We start from the raw sequence: 20,478 nt of genomic DNA, 5'->3' as shown, positions 1-20,478 counted from the left end.
TCCTCGACGGCTATCCCATAGTAATGTAATAGACTCATGCCCGCATACGAGGAGCGTGGAATTGGACGGCAAGACATCATCAGTAGTTTACTCCGAAGACGAGGCACCCATTGAAGAACCCGGCGGTAAGGGCGCACGTCGCTCGCGGGTGAGCGGTATCGACCGCGCGCTGCAGGTCATTGATCACCTTTACGAAACCGGCTCTCCGACGGGAGTCTATGCAATCGCCAAGGCTGTGAAGGCGCCGCTCTCCACCGTCTACGTCATCGTTGATGATCTGGTCGAAAAGAACATGCTGACGCGCAATGGCGACGGCACGATCTGGCTCGGTTCGCGGCTCTACCATTACGGCCTTGCCTATGCCCGCTCGCTCGATTTCATGAGCGTCGCGACGCATGAGATGCACGATCTTTGCCGTCAGGCGGGCGAAACCGTTCAGGTTTGCGGCCGCGACGGCGACTATATGCTCGTGCTTGCCATGGCTGACGGCCCGAGCCATTTCCAGGTCGCTTCGCGTGTCGGCACACGCGTTCCGCTGAACTGGACCGCATCCGGCCGCCTGCTTGTCGGCCACCTGCCGGAAGAGGAGCGCATCGAACTTTTCAAGCGCTGCGCCAAATCCTCGCCGACCGGCCGCGCCGAAATGGACCCCGGCGTGCTTTCCGCCTCGGCGGGTGCGGCGTTTCAGTCTCGCCTGTCGATCCAGGCCGGCGAGTCCGACTATGCGGTCGCCTGCATCGCTTCGCCGATCTGCGACAGAGATGGCCAATGCGTCGCGACCATTTCCATTGTCCTTCCAGAACAGAAGGCCTTTTCCGACGAGAACCACTATACCGCGCACGTGCGGACATCGGCCGAACGCATCGAAAAGGTCATGGGCTGGCGCAACCATTAGGCTCTCCCCTCTTCAATCACGCAAGGCGATGATCGCCTCGATTTCGACAGTGATGTTACCCGGCAGCGAGCCGAAGCCAACCGCCGAACGGGCATGACTGCCGGTGTCTTTTCCAAAAACGTCGACGAAGAGATCCGAGCATCCGTTGATGACGCTTGGATGGTCTGCAAACTGCGGCACGGCGTTGACCATGCCGAGCAGCTTCACGACGCGCTTTACCCGGGAAAGATCGCCAAGCGCATCATGCATGACGGCAAGAAGATTGATGCCGGTGAGCCGCGCATGTCTATAGGCATCCTCGACGCCGATTTCAGCGCCGACCTTGCCAGAATATAGAAAGCCGTTGGCCTCGCGCGGCCCCTGACCGGAGAGGTAAAGAATATTACCCTCCAGCACGTGCGTCACGAAATGGGCGATCGGCGGCGGCGCGGGCGGAAGCTCTATACCGAGCGCGGCAAGCCTTTCATAGGGCGAGCTTGCCGGCTTGGCGTTGGCTGGAGACATGTTCACGCAAACTCCTGACATGCGGATTTCTGTTCTGGCTTTTAGCGGTAGGAATAACCGTGGCTGTGGCGCACGAGCCTGCGGGCACGCGGAATGTAACGGCTTGCGGCAATCGCCTCGCTGCCGATCACCGCATAGCGAGGCTCGAACAGCTTCTTAAGCACGGAAACATCGCCGTTGGAATCGGTGGCTTCGACATCGGAATCGACGAGATCGAAGACCGTGAAATCGGCGCGCTGTCCGACGGCAAGCCTGTTTTCCATCGAAAGCTTGATGACGGAGGCAGGCGCATGCGTGACCGCTGCCACCACCTTGTCGAAAGGCATGCCGACGCAAAGCAGCTTCGACATGGTCGTCGCCAGATCCCAAACCGGAAAATTCATCGAATGGCCATGCAGGTCCGTCGAGATCGAGAAGGGCAAGAGGCCACGCTTGATTGCGGCTTCCGCGACCTTGAAGGAGAAGGAGGCGCCGCCATGGCCGATGTCGAGGCGGATCCCCTCGCCCGCGCAACGCTGCGCGAGATCGAAAAGGTCCTCGTCTTCCATGATGCTCGAACCGGCCTTGCCGTTGAAGCAATGGGTGATGACGTCACCGGGACCTAGGATCTCCAGGACTTCATCATAAAGAGCCGGCGGCTCGCCGACATGCACCATCATCGGAACCTTGAGGATCTTGGAGATCTTCTTTCCGAGCTTCACCGGCGTCACACCCCACGAGCCGGTGATGACGTGGCTGGCACGCACTTTGATGCCGACGATGTGCTCGCTGTTTTCAGCATAGCATTCAAGGATGCGGTCAAGATCAATGTCGCGGATGTCCCGCAATTCGGCGACGCGGTTGCAGGCGACGAGACCGATCGAACCGAGGTTCAGGAAGGCCTTGATGCGCTCGCGCGATGGCTCGATGATATATTCGCGGAAACCGTGGAAATTGGCTTCACCGGCAGAACCCGCATCGACCAGCGTGGTTACGCCGCGCTCGGCACCGCATTCGGACGGACGAACCGAGATATCGGTGCCGCCATGCCAGATGTGGACGTGGAGATCGACCCAGCCCGGTGAAATCCAGGCGCCCTTGCCATCGACGCAGATCATCTCGTGAGAGACTGAAAGCTGCGGACCGACCTGTGCGATCCGGCCGTTGGCGTCGATGAGGATATCGACTGCACTGCCTGGGGTGTCAGCACCAAAGGCCATAGGCTTCACATTGGAGAGGAGGAGCGGCTTGCGCGCTTGTTCCCCGGTCATTCAAAGGTCCTTTCGAAGTTTTGGATCGAGCATGTCGCGCAGCCCGTCGCCGACCATCTGCAGTGAGAGCACGGAAAGAACGATGGCGACGCCCGGAAACAGCGTCATCCAGTCGGCCTGGCCGATATACTGCCGCCCGGCGGCGATCATCGTTCCCCAGGTCGGAATTTCGGGGCTGACGCCCAGGCCGAGGAAGGAAAGGCCGGCTTCAGCCAGCATGGCGCTGGCAAAGAGGAAGGTGCCTTGCACCAGGATCGGCGAAAGCAGATTGCGCAGGACATGCCGGGTCATGATATGGAAGGTCGAAATCCCGAGTGCTTGCGCGGCCTCGACATAGGGCAGTTCGCGGATGACCAGCGTCGATGCACGGACAATACGCGCAAGACGTGGCGAATACACGATCGACAACGCGATGATGACCGTGGTGAGCGACGGTCCAAGGGCTGCGACCAGCGCGATCGCCAACAGAATGTCCGGAAAGGCCATCATCGCGTCGATCAGCCGGGCGATTGGCGCGTCGAATTGCTTGAAGAAGCCGGCAAGCAAACCGAGGCTCACCCCGATCAACGCCGAAAGCACGACGACGGCAGCGCCGACGAGCAGCGACAGGCGCCCGGCAAAGATCGTTCGCGAGAAGACGTCGCGGCCGAATTCATCCGTTCCAAAGAAGAACAGTCCGCTCGGCGGCTTCAGCCGGTTGACGATCGAAAGCTTGGAGGGCGAATAAGGAGTGACCCATGGAGCAAGGATTGCCAAGAGCACGAAGACTGTGAGGATGAGCACGCCGAAGGCAACGGTCTTGCGCTTCAGAAAACGCCGGAGAAACTTGCTGCCCTCGCTTAAGGCAGGCCGTGTTGCAATATCCGTCATCAGTAGCGCACCCTCGGATCGACCAAAAGATAGAGCATGTCGATCGCAAAATTGATCAGCACGTAGAGGGCTGCAATGATGAGCAGCGCTCCTTGGATGACCGGGTAATCGCGACGAAGGACCGCCGAGACGACCAGATTGCCGACACCTGGAAGACCGAAGACCGTTTCGGTCACGACAGCGCCTGAAATCAGCACCGCCGCAGTCAACCCGATAACGGTTAGGATCGGGATCAACGCGTTCTTGAGCGCGTGCTTGAGGATCACCCGGCGTTCGATCAGGCCTTTGGCGCGTGCCGTGCGGATATAGTCGTCGCCGAGCACATCAAGCATCGAGGCACGTGTGAAACGCAAGATCAGCGCCGAGGAAACAATACCGAGCGCAAAGGCTGGCAACGTCAGGTGATACATGCGCCCAAAGAAGTTCGCGCCCGGTCCGCCATAGCCCGAAACCGGAAAGAAGTTGAAGCGCACGGCGAAGAACTGCATCAGAATCAGGCCGAGCCAAAAGCTCGGAATGCTTGCCGCAAACATTGCAAGGGTCGTGGCCGCCTGATCGACGAAGGAACCGCGGCGATAGGCAGCATAAATGCCGATCGGCAGCGCGATGACGCAGGCGATCGCCAGCGAGAACACCGTCAGGAAAAAGGTCGGCTCGGCGCGGTCTAGAAGGGCTGCGGTGACCGGCATGTTCAAGAAGATCGATTGCCCGAGGTCGCCTCTGAGGAGCTGACTGATGTAATAGACATATTGCACCAGGACCGACTGATCGAGCCCGAGGCGACCGCGAAGCTCGGCGATATCCTGAGGCGTTGCATCTGGGCCCAGCATGACGGCTGCCGGATCACCTGGCGTCACGCGCACGATGACAAAGACAATCGTCACGACGAGGAACATCACAACCATCATGCCGAAGAGGCGCTGGAGAATGTAACGGATCATTGAAATGCGGTCCCTATGCCCAGCCGGGCACCGTCGAAGAGGGATACCGGCCGGCAGGACCGGCATCCCGAGGATCAATCGTCACTTCTTGATCGAAGCGTTCCAGAAGTACGGCCACGGAGCGGGATCGACACCTTCGAGCTTGTTCGATTCCGCCGAAACGGCGTTGAAGTCGCCGATCTTCATGAAGGGCGCATCTTCATAGATCGCTTTTTGGACATTGGCCCAGAGTTCGATGCGCTTGGCAGAATCGACTTCAGAGGTGAAGGCATCGACGGCGGCCTTGCGGGCAGGCGTATCCCACCACCCCGGCGAGCTGGTCGAGAGCGAGCCGATCAGCGCCGGCTCCGGCAGGAACGGGCTGTGGCTGATATAAATGTCCCAGAGCTTCGGATCGGCACGGCGCTGCGTCAGCGTCGCCCAGTCGACGACCTGCATGTCCACGGTAAAGCCCGCGAGCTTCAGATACTCCGCTGCAACCTGCGCCATCTTGTAGTGGAATTCGTACTGACGGCTGGTGAGGATACGCAGCGGTTCGCCGTTGTAGCCCGTCTTCTTTAAGGCTTCGGCAGCCTCTTCGGGCTTTGCAACATTGTAATTGCCTTCAACGCCGGCATCCGTGTGCCAGGAATAGGCTTCCGGATAGATATCGCCGTCCAACGTGTAGAAATCCGTGCTGCCGAAGGCAGCGGCCAGCATGTCCTCCATGCTGAGGGCCTGGCGGATCGCCTTGCGGACCTCGATGTTCTTCGCAATGCCTTCCTTGGTATTGAAGACGAAGACCGGATAGCCGAAGGGCTTGAGGATGATCGGCTGTGAGGCCGTCGATGCCTTCAGCTTGTCGAAGGATTCGACCGGGATGGAATCGACATAGTCATACTGGCCGGAGACGGCAGCCTCGACGCGGGTGTTCGGATCCGGCACCGGAACGAAGCGGATTTCATCGAGATACTGGTGACGCGCGCCGCCATAGCCATCGCTCTCGCCATCGCGTGACTTGTAGCCGCCAAAGCGAACGAGCTGAATATACTGGTCGGCCTTGCGCTCCTTCAGCATGTAGGGGCCGGTTCCGATGAAATCCTTCATCGGCTCGTCCTGCTTGTCGGAAGGAATGATGATTGCAGCGGAATTGTTGAAGGCAAGCAGAGAGGTCAGCGGCGCATAGGGTTGCCTCAGGGTGATCTTGACGGTTGCCTGATCGACTGCAGCGATCGCTTCGATGAAGCCTGCAGCCTGCTTGCCGCGCGAGGCAATCTTTGTCCAGCGGGTGAGCGATGCAACGACATCTTCCGACGTCATGTCGCTGTTGTCGTGGAACTTGATGCCGGTGCGCAGCTTGATCGTGTAGCTTTTGCCGTCCGCGCTGATATTGGGCAGGCTTTCGGCCAGAAGCGGTGTGACGTTCCACTTCTTGTCGAAGGTATAGAGCGTCTCGAAGATGTGCTGCGTGACGATCCCGACGAGGTCGGCAGTCGAGGACATCGGATCAAGCGTCGGCGGCTCGCCGATCGTCGCGACATTGATGATACCGCCTTTTTCCTGCGCCATCAGTGTGGTCGGCAAGGCGACGAGTGCCGTGCCGAGAAGGAATGCGACTAGAGTCTTCATTTCATGCTCCCGGTTTGTTGTTCCATATTTATGTTATATAAGTCTTTATAATAGAATATCGGCCATAGTGGTCCTGTCAACCGGGAATGTGGACCTGTCCGCAGAAATGAGGGGCGCGCTAGGGCTGCTGCTGCGCGCGCCTTCGTAAGCCGGGCTGGACCTATCGGTCGAACAGGCGGTATTCGATCCGCTCAATATGATCGGGATTGGCGATCGCCTCGATCGTGGCGATCTTCTCGCCATCGAAACCGATTTTGACGACGATGCGCAGTTGATCCTGGATGCGAACGATGAAACCGAAGCCGCCGTCTACGAAAGCCGGCAGCGCGCCCCGCGCCCTCCCGTTGAATGTCGTTGCAACCGCTTGCGCGCCGTGCAGTGCGCCGGCATGGCCGAAACGAGCCGCCGTCGCATCAGGCGCGAAGACAACATCGGGATGAAGAACAGCAAGCAACGCCTGGAAGTTACCGTCGCGCGAGGCGGCGAGGAATGCCCGGACGACCTCTTTCTTATGCTCGATGCCGGCCTCGGGCGCCTCGGTCGTCCCCTGCACGCGACGGCGGGCGCGGCTTGCGAGCTGGCGGGTTGCTTCCGGTGTGCGGCCGATGACGGGCGCAATCTCGTCAAAGGGCAGATCGAACATGTCATGCAGGACAAAGGCGACACGCTCTGCCGGCGCAAGCTGTTCCAGCACGACCAGCAGCGCGACGCCGACGGAATCCGCCAGCACGATCTCCCGCTCGGGGTCGGCGGACTTCGCGGTATCGGCGATCTTTTCATGCACCGGCGGATCGAGCGGTTCTTCGCGCCGGGATTTCCTGGAGCGCAGCATATCGAGGCAGATGCGCGCCACGACCGTCGTCAGCCAACCGCCGAGATTGCCGACCTCGCTTGTGTCCGAGCGGCCGAGCCTGAGCCATGCCTCCTGCACCGCATCCTCCGCCTCCGCACGCGAGCCGAGCATGCGGTAGGCGACAGTCTTCAGATGCGCGCGGTTGGCCTCGAATTCGTCCGCCAGAAATTTTTTCTCGTCCATCGGTCACATTCCTTCATCGCGTTACGTCACCACCATGACGAACGAATTCCGGCCGATGTGACAGACAAGCGGCCGGTGGCGTCAGTCGCTGAAACATAGCAAGGAGACATAACATGCAATCGAGAATGGGAAATCCGGCCGTCGTCATCCCTGAAGCCATGCAGGCGCTGCTCGCTTTCGGGAATATTCCCCAAAAGTGCGGCCTTTCGAAAAAGCTGCTCGAGCTCGTCAACCTGCGCGCCAGCCAGATCAACGGCTGCGGCGTCTGCGTCGACGGTCATCCCCGCATTGCCCGCAGGCTCGGAGAGACCGACGAGCGCCTCTTTGCCGTTTCCGCCTGGCGTGAGACGCCTTATTTCAGCCCGGCAGAACGCGCGGCCCTGGCGCTGACCGAAGCCGTCAGCCGCGTCAGCGACCGCGCCGATCCGGTGCCGGACGAAATCTGGGACGAGGCGGCACGCCATTACGACACCAAGAGCCTTGCGGCTCTCGTCATCGCCATCGCCAACATTAATGTCTGGAACCGGCTGAACGTCGCGACGCGCCAGATCGCCGGCGAATGGAAGCCTTGAGGTCCCCCTGGCCGCCGCTGTTGAAGCGGCGGCCAGGGCGCCTTGGGAGGCCTAGACGATACCGCCGCCGCCAGCCATGGAGGCCGGACGTTCGGCGGAAACCTTTCTCCTGTAGCCGCTGGCGCGATAAGCCGCGACCGGATCAATGGCGCCGCCGGCGCGCCGACGCGCTTCGGCGAGGATCGGCTCGACGTCGGTGCGATACGCGCGCTTCAGCGTTTCCGTCGCCATCAGCGCATCATTTTCATTCTGATGGCCGGACAGCGCCTCGCGATCGACGATCAGCGCCTGCGCATAGGCGCGGCGGATTTCGTTGGCGCTATTGATCAGGCTTTCGATCGGGTCAGTGACATTATGCGACTGATCGATCATGTGAGCCGGATGGAAGCCCTTCACCCCACGATACTCGGCATCGACCAGCTCATTGAAGACGAGGAACAGACGATAAGGCTCGATTGCACCGGCATCGAGGTCATCGTCACCATATTTCGAATCATTGAAGTGGAAACCACCAAGCTTGCCAAACTGAATCAGCCTGGCGACGATCATCTCGATGTTGGTGTTCGGGGCATGATGACCGAGATCGACGAGGCACTGGGCTTTCGGCCCGAGTGTGTGCGCGATCAGATAGTTCGTGCCCCAATCCTGCACGATGGTCGAATAGAAGGCCGGCTCGTACATCTTGTGCTCGGAAAACAGCCGCCAGTCGTCGGGCAGCCCCTTGTAGATCTCCGCCATCGCCACAAGATAGCGCTCGAAGGCCTTGGTAAAATTGCTCTGGCCGGGGAAATTCGAGCCGTCGCCGATCCAGACCGTCAGCGCCTTTGAGCCGAGTGCCTTGCCGATCTCGATGCATTCCAGATTGTGCTCGATGGCCTGTTGTCGCGTCGCGGCGTCCGTATGGCTGAGCGAGCCATATTTATAAGAGCGCTTCTGACCTGGCGCGTCCGAGAACGTGTTGGAATTCATTGCATCGAAGCTAAGACCGAGCGCATCGCCTTTTGCCCTCAATTCGCCGGCATCTGCCTTGTCCCAGGGGATGTGGAGCGAAACGGTCGGCGTTGCTTGCGTCAGCTGATGAATGACGGCGCAGTCGTCCAGCTTGTCAAAGATGCCACGCGGTTCGCCGGTGCCGGGAAAGCGGGCAAAGCGCGTGCCACCCGTTCCGACGCCCCAAGAAGGAACAGCCACGAAAAATGCTGCGACCTTTGTCGTAATGGCGTCGATATCAACGCCGCGGCGTCCAAGATTTGCGCCGAGCGCGTCGTAATCGGCCTTGAGAGCCGCCGCCCGCTTGGCATTTTCCTCGGCAATCAGATGCTGCGCAATCTTCAACTCGGCCATCAAATCCTCCCTGAAAAACGAACCATGGGCCCTGTTCTGCGTTCTATTGCTTTATTCCTCACCCACCAAAGAGGCGCTAGTGGACGTCATCCGCATCCTTCTCGCGATCATCCTGCCGCCACTCGGTGTCTTCCTGCAGGTCGGGCTCGGCCTGCATTTCTGGCTCAATATCCTACTGACGCTTTGCGGCTACCTGCCCGGGATCATCCATGCCATTTGGGTGATACTCCGGAAGTAGATCCCTAGCGCGGGAAGCTCTGCGCGTTGCCGGCATCCACGTTGATGATGTTGCCGGTGGATTTCGCCGAAAGATCCGACGCGAGGAAATAGATCGCCTCGGCGATATCTTCGGGAAGGACGTTGAGCTTCAGCATCGAGCGCTTGCGGTAGTGTTCCTCCAGGTCGTCTACTTCAATCTTCGAAGAAGCCGCGCGCTGTTCGCGCCACTCGCCGTTCCAGATCTTCGAGCCGCGCAGCACCGCATCCGGGTTCACGGTGTTCACCCGAATGCCTGCTTCTGCCCCCTCCAACGCCAGGCAACGGGCCAAATGGATCTCGGCGGCCTTAGCCGTGCAATAAGCAGCCGCATTCGGCGAGGAGGCAAGGCCGTTCTTGGAGGCGACGAAGACCACGTTGCCGCCGAGGTTCTGACGGCGGAACAGGCGGAAGGCTTCGCGCGAAACCAGGAAATAGCCGGTTGTCAGAATATCGATATTCTTATTCCACATCGAAAGCTCGGTGGTTTCGATGGGTGCTGAAGACGCAATACCGGCGTTCGAAACGAGGATGTCGATGCCGCCGAACTCGACGCAGGATTCGGCAAAGGACGAGACCACGGCATCTTCCTTGGTGACGTCGAGCTTCACGCTACGCACCGCATCGGCACCGTACTTCTTCACGAAATCGGCTTCCGTCGCCGCCAGTGCCGACTGATCGATATCGGCAAGCACCACGCAGGCGCCCTCTCCTACCAGACGGGCCGCCGTCGCACGGCCGATGCCGCCGGCTCCGCCGGTGACAAAGGCCACCTTGCCGGCAAGGCTCTTTGGCTTCGGCATGCGCTGCAGCTTTGCCTCTTCCAAGAGCCAGTATTCAATATCGAAGGCTTCCTGTTCAGGCAGACCCTGATATTCGGAGACCGTCGACGCACCGCGCATCACGTTGATGGCGTTGACGTAAAATTCGCTCGCGATGCGGGCCGTTGCCTTGTCGCGGGCAAAGGACAGCATGCCGACGCCGGGAATGAGGAAAATGACCGGATTGGCATCTCGCATCGCCGGTGAATTGCCGTGTTTGCAGTCATTGTAATAGCGCGCGTAATCGACACGATAGTCTTCCAGCGCCTTATCGAGACCGGCAACGATCGGACCTACGTCCGGTTTTGCCGGGTCGAAGTCGAGGATCAGTGGGCGGATCTTGGTACGCAGGAAGTGGTCCGGGCAGCTGGTACCGAGCGCGCCGAGGGTGCGGAGATTCTTCGCGTTGACGAATTCGAGCACGCCATCCTGATCATCGAAATGGCCAAGCTTGCGCTCCTGCTTGCCGATCCGCCCGCGGATTTCCGGCATAAGGCGGGCAGCGATGGCCCGGCGTTCAGCCACCGGCAGGCTTTGGGTCGCCTGGCCGCCGAAGATCGTCTTGCCTTCAGTCTGCTGGGCGAACCATTCGATTGCCTTGTTGATAATGGCGAGCGTCAGCTCGTAGCAGGCCCTAGCGTCGTTCGCCCAGGTGAAAAGGCCGTGGCTTTCGAGGACGACACCCTTGGCATCCGGGTTCGCCTTGACGAACGCTTCAAGATCGAGACCGAGCTGGAAGCCAGGACGGCGCCAGGGCAGCCAGCCGATCTCGTCGCCAAAGACCTGTTTCGTCAGTTCCCTGGAATTCTTGGCTGCAGCGATCGCGATGATGGCGTCCGGATGCATGTGGTCGACATGCGTGAGGGGCACAAATCCATGCAGCGGCGTGTCGATCGAGGCGGCGCGGGAATTCAGGTTGAAGGTGCAATGCGGCAAAAAGCCGACCATGCGATCTTCGTCTTCGACGCCCCTATAGATACCCTTAAGCGAATCAAGCTTGTCCTGATAGAGCGTCGCAAAGCCGTCGAGCTTAATGGTCCCGACATCGCCGCCAGATCCCTTGACCCAGAGAACCTTGACCTTCTCGCCGGTCAGTGGATCCGTTTCCATCACCTTTGCCGAAGTATTGCCGCCGCCGTAATTGGTGATGCGCTTGTCAGCGCCAAGGAGGTTCGAGCGGTAAAGCAGCTTGCCGGGTTCATCGAGCCCTGCTGCGTAAGAATCATCCCAACGGTTCTCAAGAAGCCGGACGGTGGCCGCCATGTCATCCTCCCTTGTGTGCCTTATGCGCAGACGAAAGCCACGCTGTATCCGGTGACGGTATCGCTCATCAAAATGCATATTGTCAATCGAAAACGATCAAAAACAATTATTGTGCAGCGCAGTATGAAATTTTTTGATCGTTTTTGATTGACAGCTTTTAACGGATACGAAATAAATGCGAACAGGGGAGGAGCCAAATGCACGAACGCGAACGCCATCGCATCATCCTGAGCGCTGTCCAGGAAAAGTCGGTCGTCACGATCCAGGATATTGCTGAGCTGACTGAAGCGTCAGAGGCCACGATCCGGCGTGACATCGCGGCTCTCCATGTGCAGGGCAAGATCCGGCGCGTGCGCGGCGGCGCAGAAGCCGTCCATCCGCCGCAGCTCGGCAATCTTGCGGGACGTCCTTTTAGAGTTTCAGAATCGGTCAATATCGATAAAAAGCGCGCAATTGCGCGCGCCGCCGTGGATCTGTGCGACCCGGGCGATGCGATCATCATCAATGGCGGCACGACGACGTTTCAGATGGTACACTTCATGTCGGCGCACCGCATGCAGGTCATGACCAATTCGTTCGCGATCGCCGAACATCTGGTAAAACATTCCAAGAATACGGTGACGGTGCCGGGCGGTGTGATCTACCGTGAACAGAGCCTCATTCTGTCGCCGTTCGACAATGACGCCATCCGCAATTTCTATGCACGCCGCTTTTTCATCGGGGCCCAGGGCGTCGGCCCGCTCGGCATCATGGAAGCCGACGCGCAGATCATTCAAAGCGAACAGAAGCTGATGCATCAGGCCGACGAACTCGTCGTGATGGTCGATTCCAGCAAATTCCGCCGTCGGTCGAGCCTCATTCTGTGCCCGCTCGACCGTGTTTCGACGATCATCACCGACGACGGCATCCAGGAAGATTCCGCCAGGATGATCGAGGATGCAGGAATCAAGCTCGTCGTCGCGAGCGCTGGCCTGCAATCGGTGAAGGTGGATTCCTCGTCGGTCGCCTGAGAAGCGCCGGCCAGGTGTAGTTAGTCTCAATCAACGTGGGAGGATGAAAGCATGAAACTCGCAAAGAAACTCGCGGTGGGCGTCGCACTCGCCGTCGCCATGATGGCAGGCACGGCCAGTGCTGCCGACATGAAGATCGGCCTCGTCGTCAAGTCACTCGGCAACGGGTTTTTCGACGCGGCCAACAAGGGCGCCCAGGAAGCCGCCAAGGAGCTCGGTGGCGTCGAAGTGATCTATACCGGCCCGACGGCGCCGACGGCAGAAGGCCAGATCGAAGTCATCAACTCGCTGATCGCGCAGGGTGTTGATGCCATCGCGATCTCCGCGAACGACCCGGATGCCGTCGTCCCAGCCCTGAAGAAGGCGGCCCAGCGCGGCATCAAGGTCGTCTCCTGGGATTCCGGTGTTGCGCCTGAAGGTCGCATCCTGCAACTCAATCCATCGTCCAACGAGCTGATCGGCAAGATGTGCTTGACGCTCGCCAAGGATCACCTCGAAGGCGGCAAGGGTGACTTCGCAATCCTCTCCGCTACTTCGACCGCGACGAACCAGAACATCTGGATCGGGGAGATGAAGAAGCAGCTCAAGGACTTCCCGGGCCTCAACCTCGTCACCACCGTCTACGGCGACGACCTTTCGGACAAATCCTATCGTGAAGCGGAAGGCCTCTTGAAGTCCAACCCGAACGTCAAGGTCATCGTCGCTCCGACGACGGTCGGCGTCCTGGCTGCCTCCAAGGTCGTCGAGGACAAGGGCCTTGTCGGCAAGGTCTATGTCACGGGTCTCGGCCTGCCGTCCGAAATGGCCGGTGCGATCAAGTCAGGCGCGACGAAAGAATTCGCCATCTGGAACCCGATCGACCTCGGCTATTCGGCAACGCAGATCGCCTATCACCTCGTCAAGGGTGACTCGGACGGCAAGCCAGGCAGCGAAATCGAAGCCGGCCGCATGGGCAAGATCAAGGTTGGCGAAAATGGCGAGGCCGCGATGGCAGATCCGTTCGTCTACAACGCCTCGAACATTGACCAGTTCTCCAAGGTCTTCTGATCTGAACTGTCATGCATAAAGCCCGGCGGCTTTGGGGCCGCCGGGATTTCTCATTCGACACCGGTAAAGCGCTGATGAACACTGCCCTTCAACAACCCGTCACGGACCGCAAGACCGCAGATGCGCCCGCCATCCTCGAAATGCAGGGCATTTCGCAGATCTTTCCCGGCGTAAAGGCGCTCGATAAGGTCAGCATCGCACTCTATCCCGGCAAGGTGACCGCGCTGATCGGCGAAAACGGCGCAGGCAAATCCACTCTCGTTAAGATCCTGACCGGCATCTACAGGCCGAACGAAGGCGAAATCATCGTCGACGGCCAGCCCGTCACCTTCGCCAGCGCGCAGGCCGCAATCGATGCGGGCGTCACGGCCATCCATCAGGAAACTGTCCTCTTCGACGAATTGACAGTTGCCGAAAACATCTTCCTCGGCCATGCGCCGCGCACAAAATTCCGCACCATCGACTGGAAGGCGATGAACAGCCGCTCGAAAGAGCTGTTGACCTCACTCGAAAGCAATATCGATCCGACAATCCGGCTGAAGGACCTCTCGATCGCACAGCGTCATCTGGTGGCAATTGCCCGCGCGCTTTCGATCGAGGCCCGCATCGTCATCATGGATGAGCCGACAGCTGCCCTTTCGCGCAAGGAGATCGACGATCTCTTCCGCATCGTTCAGGGCCTGAAGGAAAAGGGCAAGGCGATCCTTTTCATAAGCCACAAGTTCGACGAACTTTACGAGATCGCCGACAACTTCGTCGTCTTCCGCGACGGCCGCGCCGTCGGAAACGGCAGGCTGAAGGAAACGCCGCAGGACGCGATCGTGAAGCTCATGGTCGGCCGCGATGTCGAGAACGTGTTTCCGAAAGCCCTGGTAGAGATCGGCGGCCCCGTTCTCGAAGTCCAGGATTACTGTCACCGAACGGAATTCCGCGATATTTCCTTCACGCTTCGCAAGGGTGAAATCCTCGGCGTCTATGGCCTGATCGGCGCTGGGCGCTCGGAACTCTGCCAGTCGCTTTTCGGCATCACCAAGCCGCTCTCCGGCAGGCTGATGCTCGACGGCAAGAAAATTTCGATGGCATCGCCGCTCGACGCCATCCGTGCCGGCATCGTCTATGTGCCGGAAGAGCGCGGCCGCCACGGCCTGGCGCTGCCGATGCCGATCTATCAAAACATGACGCTGCCTTCACTGACGCGCACCTCGCGCAAGGGCTTCCTGAAGGCGGCCAACGAATTTGCGCTCGCCCGTAGATACGCCGAGCGGCTGGACCTTCGCGCAGCCGCACTGTCCGTCCCCGTCGGCACGCTGTCTGGCGGCAACCAGCAGAAAGTCGTCATCGGAAAATGGCTGGCGACGCAGCCCAAGGTCATCATCCTCGACGAGCCGACCAAGGGCATCGATATCGGTTCCAAGGCGGCGGTCCACGGCTTCATCAGCGAGCTTGCCGCCGAAGGGCTCTCGATCATCATGATCTCCTCTGAACTGCCGGAAATCATCGGCATGTCGGACCGTGTCCTGGTGATGAAGGAAGGGTTGTCGGCCGGTCTGTTTGAGCGCGCGGAGCTTTCGCCAGAGACACTGGTGCGCGCAGCGACCGGAAATGCATGAGGTGATGGAATGGAACGACTGATCAGAAAGCGCGAAACCCTGCTTTTCCTCATCATCGTCTTGATGATCGCGGTCTTTTCGGCGCGCGCTGCAGATTTTGCGACGCCCTCAAACCTCGCCGGCATCTTCAACGATACCTCGATTCTTATCATCCTGGCGCTCGCGCAGATGACCGTTATCCTAACGAAGTCGATTGACCTTTCGGTCGCCGCCAATCTCGCCTTCACCGGCATGGCAATCGCGATGATGAATGCCGCCTTTCCCGATCTGCCGCTGGTCGTCCTGATCATTGCAGCGATTGCGATCGGCGCCTGCCTTGGTGCGATCAACGGCTTTCTTGTCTGGGCCCTTGAAATCCCCCCGATCGTCGTCACGCTCGGGACGCTGACCATCTATCGCGGCATGGCCTTCGTGCTCTCCGGCGGTGCCTGGGTGAACGCCCATCAGATGACACCGACCTTCCTTTCCGTGCCCCGCACGCCGATCCTCGGCCTGCCGGTTCTGAGCTGGGTCGGGATCGCAATCGTGCTCTTGATGTATATTCTGCTGAAATATACCCAGTTCGGCAGATCGGCCTATGCGACTGGCGGCAACCCGATGGCGGCCGTCTATGCGGGAATCGATACCGGTTGGACGAAATTCCTGGCCTTCGTGCTGTCCGGTGCGCTCGCCGGCCTTGCAAGCTACCTGTGGGTCTCGCGTTACGCGGTCGCCTATGTCGATATCGCCAGCGGCTTCGAGCTCGACAGCGTCGCCGCCTGCGTCATCGGCGGCATCTCGATCGCCGGCGGTGTCGGGTCAGTCATCGGCACGGTGCTCGGCGCACTCTTCCTCGGCGTCATCAAGAATGCGCTTCCCGTCATCGGCATCTCGCCCTTCACACAGATGGCGATCTCAGGCACCGTCATCATCCTTGCCGTCGTCTTCAATGCCCGGCGCGAGCGCAGTCGCGGCCGTATCATCCTGCGCGACAAGGCAGCTGCAGAAACTCCAGCCGAGGTCGTCCCATGAGCACCTTTTCCGCCCCAACCGAAAAGCGCGTCATTCCCGATCGTCTCGGCACACCGTTCCGCCGCATCATGGCCAGCTGGGAAGTGCTGCTTTTCGGCGTTGCCATCTTGATCTTCGTCTTCAATTCCATGGCATCGCCCTACTTCCTGAATGCATGGAACCTCTCGGACGCAACCTTCAATTTCACCGAAAAAGCGATGATCGCCTTTGCCATGGCGCTGCTTGTGATCGCAGGCGAGATCGATCTTTCGGTTGCAGCCATCATCGCGCTTGCATCGACGGCCATGGGGGCGGCCGCACAGGCCGGCATCGCGACACCGGGCCTCGTGCTGATCGGCATCGGCACGGGGTTGGTTTGCGGGGTTTTCAACGGCGTCCTCGTCTCCATGCTGAAACTGCCGTCGATCGTCGTCACCATCGGCACGATGAGCCTCTTCCGCGGCATCTCCTATATCGTGCTGGGGGACCAGGCTTACGGCAAATATCCCGCCGATTTCGCCTACTTCGGCCAGGGCTATGTCGTCTGGATCTTTTCCTTCGAATTCGTGCTGTTCTTCGTGCTGGCGATCCTCTTCGCCATCCTGCTGCACGCCACGAACTTTGGCCGCCAGGTCTATACGATCGGCAATAACGATTTTGCCGCCCGCTTCTCCGGGATTCCGGTCGAACGCGTGAAATTCATCCTTTTCATGCTGACTGGTGTCATGAGCGGCATTGCAGCGGTGTGCCTCACCTCGCGCCTTGGCTCCACCCGTCCCTCGATTGCGCAGGGCTGGGAGCTCGAAGTCGTCACCATGGTCGTGCTCGGCGGCGTCTCGATCCTTGGCGGCTCGGGCACGATCGGCGGCGTCGTCATCGCAGCCTTCGTCATGGGTCTCGTTACCTTCGGCCTCGGCCTGCTCAACGTTCCGGGCATCGTCATGTCGATCTTCATCGGCCTGCTGCTTATCATCACCATTGCCATTCCGATTGTCGCCCGACGTATCAAAGCCATGAGTTCCAAATGACCGTTGAAAAACACGCCTTCAAGATGAAGCTCAATCCAGGCATGGAAGCCGAGTACAGGAAGCGGCACGACGAGATCTGGCCGGAGCTCGTCGAGCTGCTGCACAAGTCCGGCGCGAGCGACTATTCGATCCATCTCGACCGCGAGACGAACACGCTCTTCGGCGTGCTGACGCGGCCAAAAGATCACACGATGGCGAGCCTGCCGGAGCATCCCCTCATGAAAAGGTGGTGGAGCCATATGGCCGACATCATGGAAACAAATCCGGACAATTCACCCCTCCAGAGCGACCTCGTCACCGTCTTCCACATGCCATGAGCAAACCGCCCGGCTACCGCCGTATCGCCGTTCTCGATATCGGCAAGACGAATGCAAAAGTTGTCGTGCTCGACAGCCAAACCGGCACGGAAATCGCAGCCGCAAAGACGGCGAACACAGTCATCCGGTCCGGCATCTATCCGCGCTATGATATCGAGAGCCTTTGGGGTTTTGCGGTCGATGCGCTGAAGTCTTTCGCGGCAAAGCCGGGTTTCGATGCGATTTCGATCACGACCCATGGCGCGTCCGCAGCACTGCTCAGCGCAGACGGCAAGCTTGCGATGCCGGTTCTCGATTACGAACATGAATATCCGCAAGAGATCCGAGACGCCTATACGGCGCTGCGCCCTCCCTTCGAGGAGACTTATTCACCGCGCCAGTCGATGGGGCTGAATGTCGGCGCCCAGCTTCATTATCAGAAGACGGCCTTTACGGAGGAATTCGCGAAGGTGGCAACGATCGTCACCTATCCGCAATATTGGGCGGCACGGCTGACGGGCGTTACAGCTAACGAACTGACCTCGCTCGGCTGCCACACAGATCTCTGGAACCCAAAAACAGGCGAATATTCCTCGCTTGTCGATCGGCTCGGCATTCGCAATCTCATGGCGCCGATCCGCTCGGCTTTCGACGCACTCGGCCCCGTCCTGCCGGACATAGCCGCCGAGATCGGCCTGGCCACAGAGATCCCGGTCTATTGCGGCATCCATGATTCCAACGCCTCGCTGCTACCGCATCTCGTTGCGCAGAGGGCGCCCTTTACGGTTGTCTCGACCGGCACATGGGTTGTAAATTTCGGCGTCGGCGGCGATCTCACCCATCTCGACCCGAAGCGCGATGCGCTCGCCAATGTCGATGCCTATGGCCGGGCGGTGCCGTCCTCCCGCTTCATGGGCGGCCGCGAGTTCGAAATTCTTTCCGCAGAAATCGGCAATGTTCCGCTTAAAGACGTTGCGGCAGCTCTCGGCCCGGTCGTTGCAGGAAACCTAATGCTGCTGCCGAACGTGGCCCCCGGCTCGGGCCCCTTTCCCGACCGCAAAAGGCACTGGCTGAATGCCGATGGCGCAAGCCCTGCGCAACGCTACGCCGCCATGTGCCTCTACCTCGCTTTGATGACCGAGGCCTGCCTCGCTCTGATCGGCGCCAATGGGCCTGTCATCGTCGAAGGGCCGTTCGCGCTGAACGAGACGTATCTCAAGGTTCTCGCGGCATTGATGGAACGGGACGTGATCGCGCTGCCCGGCTCGACCGGCACCAGCCAGGGCGCCGCACTGCTTACCGGTATCAGACCCGCGCCCGGTCCGGAAAGACGTTTCACGCCGGCCGGGATCACCGGTCTCAAAGACTATCGCTGCGCCTGGCACGCAGCGATGGAATAACGGTCTTTCCATCCGTGCTCTTTACCTCATCTTATGCCGGCAGCTAATGTCGGGTCGTTCAAAATCAAGCGGAGGAAATATCATGACGGATTCAAACGCGGCCTTCGATCCGCGTGCCCTTGCCGCGCGGCTTTGCAGCCTCCACAACGCGGGCAAGCAGCTGCCGACTGCCGATTTCGCACTTCCGACCGACCTCCGCCACGCCATGGACGCGCAGAATTTCCTTGCCGCCGAGCAAGGCATTACCAGCAATGCGTGGAAAGTGGCGACCTCGCCGGATGACCAGGCTGTGGCTGCGCCGCTTCATCCCTATATCGAAGCCCTTTCCGGCGCCGAAATTCTCTGGGCGGAGGGCATGAAATTTGAAGCGGAGATTGCCATTCGGCTCGGCACGGATCTGCCGATCCGCGATAGCGGCTACAGCCGGGCCGAAGTCGCCGATGCAGTCGCGACCGTCCATCTCGGCGCAGAACTCCTGGTTTCCGCCATTCAGGAAAGCGGCAGGGCTTCCTTTTTGCTTTTCCTTGCCGATCGCCTCGGCAATAGCGGCTATGTGCTTGGTCCGCCCGTGCCGAAAACACTAATCGACACAGCGACCGGAACGCCGCTGAAAGTCACCTTCAATGGCCAGCCGGTCTACGATGCCCCGGCGCAGCATCCGAAGGGAGACGTGCTCACCTGGCTTGTCGGCTACGCCAATGACAGGTTGCGGCCGGAAAGCTCGCTGAAAGCAGGCGCGCTGATTACGACGGGTACCCTCTGTGGCGCGATCGAACTTAGTTCGCCGGGCGAGATCGACATCCTTCTCGGCGAGACCAGCAAGCTTCATCTTTCGCTCGTCGCGAAATAATCAGACATTGCTGCGAAACATCTCGATGATGGCGGAAAAGTCCCTTCCGCCATTGCCCTGCTTTTCGAAGAGCGCGTAAAGCTGCGCGGCTTCGGCACCAAGCGGAGTCGATGCGCCGCTCAAAAGTGCCGCCTCCTGCGAAAGGCGCAGATCCTTCAGCATCAAGGCAGCGGCAAAGCCCGGCTTATAGGCATTGTTCGCCGGCGAGGTCGGAACCGGTCCCGGCACCGGGCAATAGGTATTGATGGACCAGCACTGGCCGGACGATGTGGATGCAACATCAAAAAGCGCTTGGTGTGAAAGGCCGAGTTTTTCAGCCAGCACGAAAGCCTCGCAGACGCCGATCATCGAAATCCCGAGGATCATATTGTTGCAGATCTTGGCCGCCTGCCCAGCGCCCGCTTCGCCACAGTGAACGATCTTCTTGCCCATGGCTTCAAGGATCGGCTTGGCCTTGGCGAAACTCTCTTGCGAACCACCCGCCATGAAAGTCAGCGTTCCCGCCGCAGCCCCGCCGGTTCCGCCGGAGACGGGGGCGTCGAGCGAAAGGCAACCTGCTGCCTTGGCCATCGCATGGGCCTTGCGCGCGCTTTCGACGTCGATGGTCGAGCAGTCGATCACCAGCGTTCCGGCGGGAATGGAAGCGAGAATGTCCGGCCAGGCCGTCAGCACGTGTTTACCTTGCGGCAGCATCGTGACGACGGTCTCGGCACCGGCCACCGCCTGGCTCACGTGGCTCGCAGGTTTCACGCCGGTTTCCTCTGCCGCCTTGAGAACCGGCGCGGCGAGATCGAAGCCCGTCACCTCATGCCCGGCCTTGACGAGATTGGCCGCCATCGGCCCGCCCATGTTGCCAAGCCCGATAAATGCGATCCGTGTCATCATGGC

General features: G+C 59.8%; 20 protein-coding genes. 11 read left to right on the top strand and 9 right to left on the bottom strand.

The features are described 5' to 3' along the window. Window positions 1-55 precede the first annotated feature (55 nt). On the top strand, window positions 56-895 hold the full coding sequence (locus QA644_RS26125; protein ID WP_283073855.1) for an IclR family transcriptional regulator: 840 nt from the start codon (window positions 56-58) through the stop codon (window positions 893-895). Window positions 896-907: 12 nt separating this feature from the next. On the opposite strand, the gene QA644_RS26120 is transcribed toward QA644_RS26125, so the two are convergent. From QA644_RS26120 to QA644_RS26095, 6 genes are all read right to left on the bottom strand, one after another. Continuing rightward, the gene (locus QA644_RS26120; RefSeq protein ID WP_074071749.1) at window positions 908-1,420 is read right to left on the bottom strand and encodes a RidA family protein; all 513 of its coding nucleotides are present in this window, start codon (window positions 1,418-1,420) and stop codon (window positions 908-910) included. 20 nt (window positions 1,421-1,440) lie between these two features. Beyond that, window positions 1,441-2,649 carry an amidohydrolase/deacetylase family metallohydrolase gene (locus QA644_RS26115; RefSeq protein ID WP_283073854.1) on the bottom strand — a complete coding sequence of 403 codons (1,209 nt, stop codon included), beginning with the start codon at window positions 2,647-2,649 and terminating at the stop codon, window positions 1,441-1,443. Continuing rightward, window positions 2,650-3,519, bottom strand: coding sequence for an ABC transporter permease (locus QA644_RS26110; protein WP_074071747.1), 870 nt, complete (start codon window positions 3,517-3,519; stop codon window positions 2,650-2,652). Continuing rightward, window positions 3,519-4,460, bottom strand: coding sequence for an ABC transporter permease (locus QA644_RS26105; RefSeq protein ID WP_074071746.1), 942 nt, complete (start codon window positions 4,458-4,460; stop codon window positions 3,519-3,521). The genes QA644_RS26110 and QA644_RS26105 overlap by 1 nt, the downstream gene beginning before the upstream one ends. Before the next feature lie 81 nt (window positions 4,461-4,541). Then, window positions 4,542-6,068 (bottom strand): ABC transporter substrate-binding protein, encoded by a 1,527-nt coding sequence (locus QA644_RS26100; protein ID WP_283073853.1) that lies wholly within the window; start codon window positions 6,066-6,068, stop codon window positions 4,542-4,544. Window positions 6,069-6,228: 160 nt separating this feature from the next. Continuing rightward, a complete protein-coding gene (locus QA644_RS26095) occupies window positions 6,229-7,104 on the bottom strand; it encodes a sigma-70 family RNA polymerase sigma factor (protein WP_283073852.1) in 876 nt (291 codons plus the stop codon). A gap of 113 nt (window positions 7,105-7,217) precedes the next feature. Here QA644_RS26095 and QA644_RS26090 point away from each other — a divergent pair, with 113 nt between their 5' ends. After that, window positions 7,218-7,676 carry a carboxymuconolactone decarboxylase family protein gene (locus QA644_RS26090; RefSeq protein WP_239600876.1) on the top strand — a complete coding sequence of 153 codons (459 nt, stop codon included), beginning with the start codon at window positions 7,218-7,220 and terminating at the stop codon, window positions 7,674-7,676. Between the two features lie 51 nt (window positions 7,677-7,727). On the opposite strand, the gene rhaI is transcribed toward QA644_RS26090, so the two are convergent. After that, window positions 7,728-9,020 carry an L-rhamnose catabolism isomerase gene (gene rhaI / locus QA644_RS26085; protein WP_283073851.1) on the bottom strand — a complete coding sequence of 431 codons (1,293 nt, stop codon included), beginning with the start codon at window positions 9,018-9,020 and terminating at the stop codon, window positions 7,728-7,730. A gap of 79 nt (window positions 9,021-9,099) precedes the next feature. Between rhaI and QA644_RS26080 the strand changes: the two genes are divergently transcribed. Next, window positions 9,100-9,258 carry a YqaE/Pmp3 family membrane protein gene (locus QA644_RS26080; protein ID WP_074064766.1) on the top strand — a complete coding sequence of 53 codons (159 nt, stop codon included), beginning with the start codon at window positions 9,100-9,102 and terminating at the stop codon, window positions 9,256-9,258. Window positions 9,259-9,262: 4 nt separating this feature from the next. Here QA644_RS26080 and QA644_RS26075 read toward each other — a convergent pair whose 3' ends face one another. Further along, window positions 9,263-11,359: a bifunctional rhamnulose-1-phosphate aldolase/short-chain dehydrogenase gene (locus QA644_RS26075; RefSeq protein ID WP_283073850.1), complete on the bottom strand. Its 2,097-nt coding sequence runs from the start codon at window positions 11,357-11,359 to the stop codon at window positions 9,263-9,265. A 197-nt stretch (window positions 11,360-11,556) separates the two neighbouring features. Here QA644_RS26075 and QA644_RS26070 point away from each other — a divergent pair, with 197 nt between their 5' ends. The 8 genes from QA644_RS26070 (at window position 11,557) to QA644_RS26035 (ending at window position 19,590) form a co-directional block, all read left to right on the top strand. After that, window positions 11,557-12,369 carry a DeoR/GlpR family DNA-binding transcription regulator gene (locus QA644_RS26070; protein WP_283073849.1) on the top strand — a complete coding sequence of 271 codons (813 nt, stop codon included), beginning with the start codon at window positions 11,557-11,559 and terminating at the stop codon, window positions 12,367-12,369. A 51-nt stretch (window positions 12,370-12,420) separates the two neighbouring features. After that, window positions 12,421-13,416, top strand: a complete 996-nt coding sequence (gene rhaS, locus QA644_RS26065) for a rhamnose ABC transporter substrate-binding protein (RefSeq protein ID WP_074071739.1) — start codon at window positions 12,421-12,423, stop codon at window positions 13,414-13,416. Between the two features lie 74 nt (window positions 13,417-13,490). After that, window positions 13,491-15,026, top strand: a complete 1,536-nt coding sequence (locus QA644_RS26060; RefSeq protein WP_283073848.1) for a sugar ABC transporter ATP-binding protein — start codon at window positions 13,491-13,493, stop codon at window positions 15,024-15,026. A gap of 9 nt (window positions 15,027-15,035) precedes the next feature. Continuing rightward, window positions 15,036-16,037, top strand: coding sequence for an ABC transporter permease (locus QA644_RS26055; RefSeq protein WP_074071738.1), 1,002 nt, complete (start codon window positions 15,036-15,038; stop codon window positions 16,035-16,037). Beyond that, window positions 16,034-17,044 (top strand): ABC transporter permease, encoded by a 1,011-nt coding sequence (locus QA644_RS26050; RefSeq protein WP_194731273.1) that lies wholly within the window; start codon window positions 16,034-16,036, stop codon window positions 17,042-17,044. Before QA644_RS26055 ends, QA644_RS26050 begins: the two co-directional genes overlap by 4 nt. Beyond that, a complete protein-coding gene (gene rhaM, locus QA644_RS26045) occupies window positions 17,041-17,361 on the top strand; it encodes an L-rhamnose mutarotase (protein WP_074071736.1) in 321 nt (106 codons plus the stop codon). Before QA644_RS26050 ends, rhaM begins: the two co-directional genes overlap by 4 nt. Next, window positions 17,358-18,740 (top strand): FGGY-family carbohydrate kinase, encoded by a 1,383-nt coding sequence (locus tag QA644_RS26040; RefSeq protein WP_283073847.1) that lies wholly within the window; start codon window positions 17,358-17,360, stop codon window positions 18,738-18,740. The genes rhaM and QA644_RS26040 overlap by 4 nt, the downstream gene beginning before the upstream one ends. A gap of 82 nt (window positions 18,741-18,822) precedes the next feature. Next, window positions 18,823-19,590 (top strand): fumarylacetoacetate hydrolase family protein, encoded by a 768-nt coding sequence (locus QA644_RS26035; RefSeq protein WP_283073846.1) that lies wholly within the window; start codon window positions 18,823-18,825, stop codon window positions 19,588-19,590. Here the strand turns inward: QA644_RS26035 and mmsB are convergent, their stop codons facing one another. Beyond that, complete coding sequence (gene mmsB, locus QA644_RS26030) at window positions 19,591-20,472, bottom strand: 3-hydroxyisobutyrate dehydrogenase (protein WP_194731952.1); 882 nt, start codon at window positions 20,470-20,472, stop codon at window positions 19,591-19,593. It abuts the gene before it with no gap. Window positions 20,473-20,478: the final 6 nt, after the last annotated feature.

The organism is Rhizobium sp. CC1099, assembly GCF_029714385.1.
GTDB lineage: Bacteria > Pseudomonadota > Alphaproteobacteria > Rhizobiales > Rhizobiaceae > Rhizobium.
The sequence above is the reverse complement of the archived record's forward strand: the minus strand, read 5'-3'. Positions and strand labels throughout refer to the sequence as shown.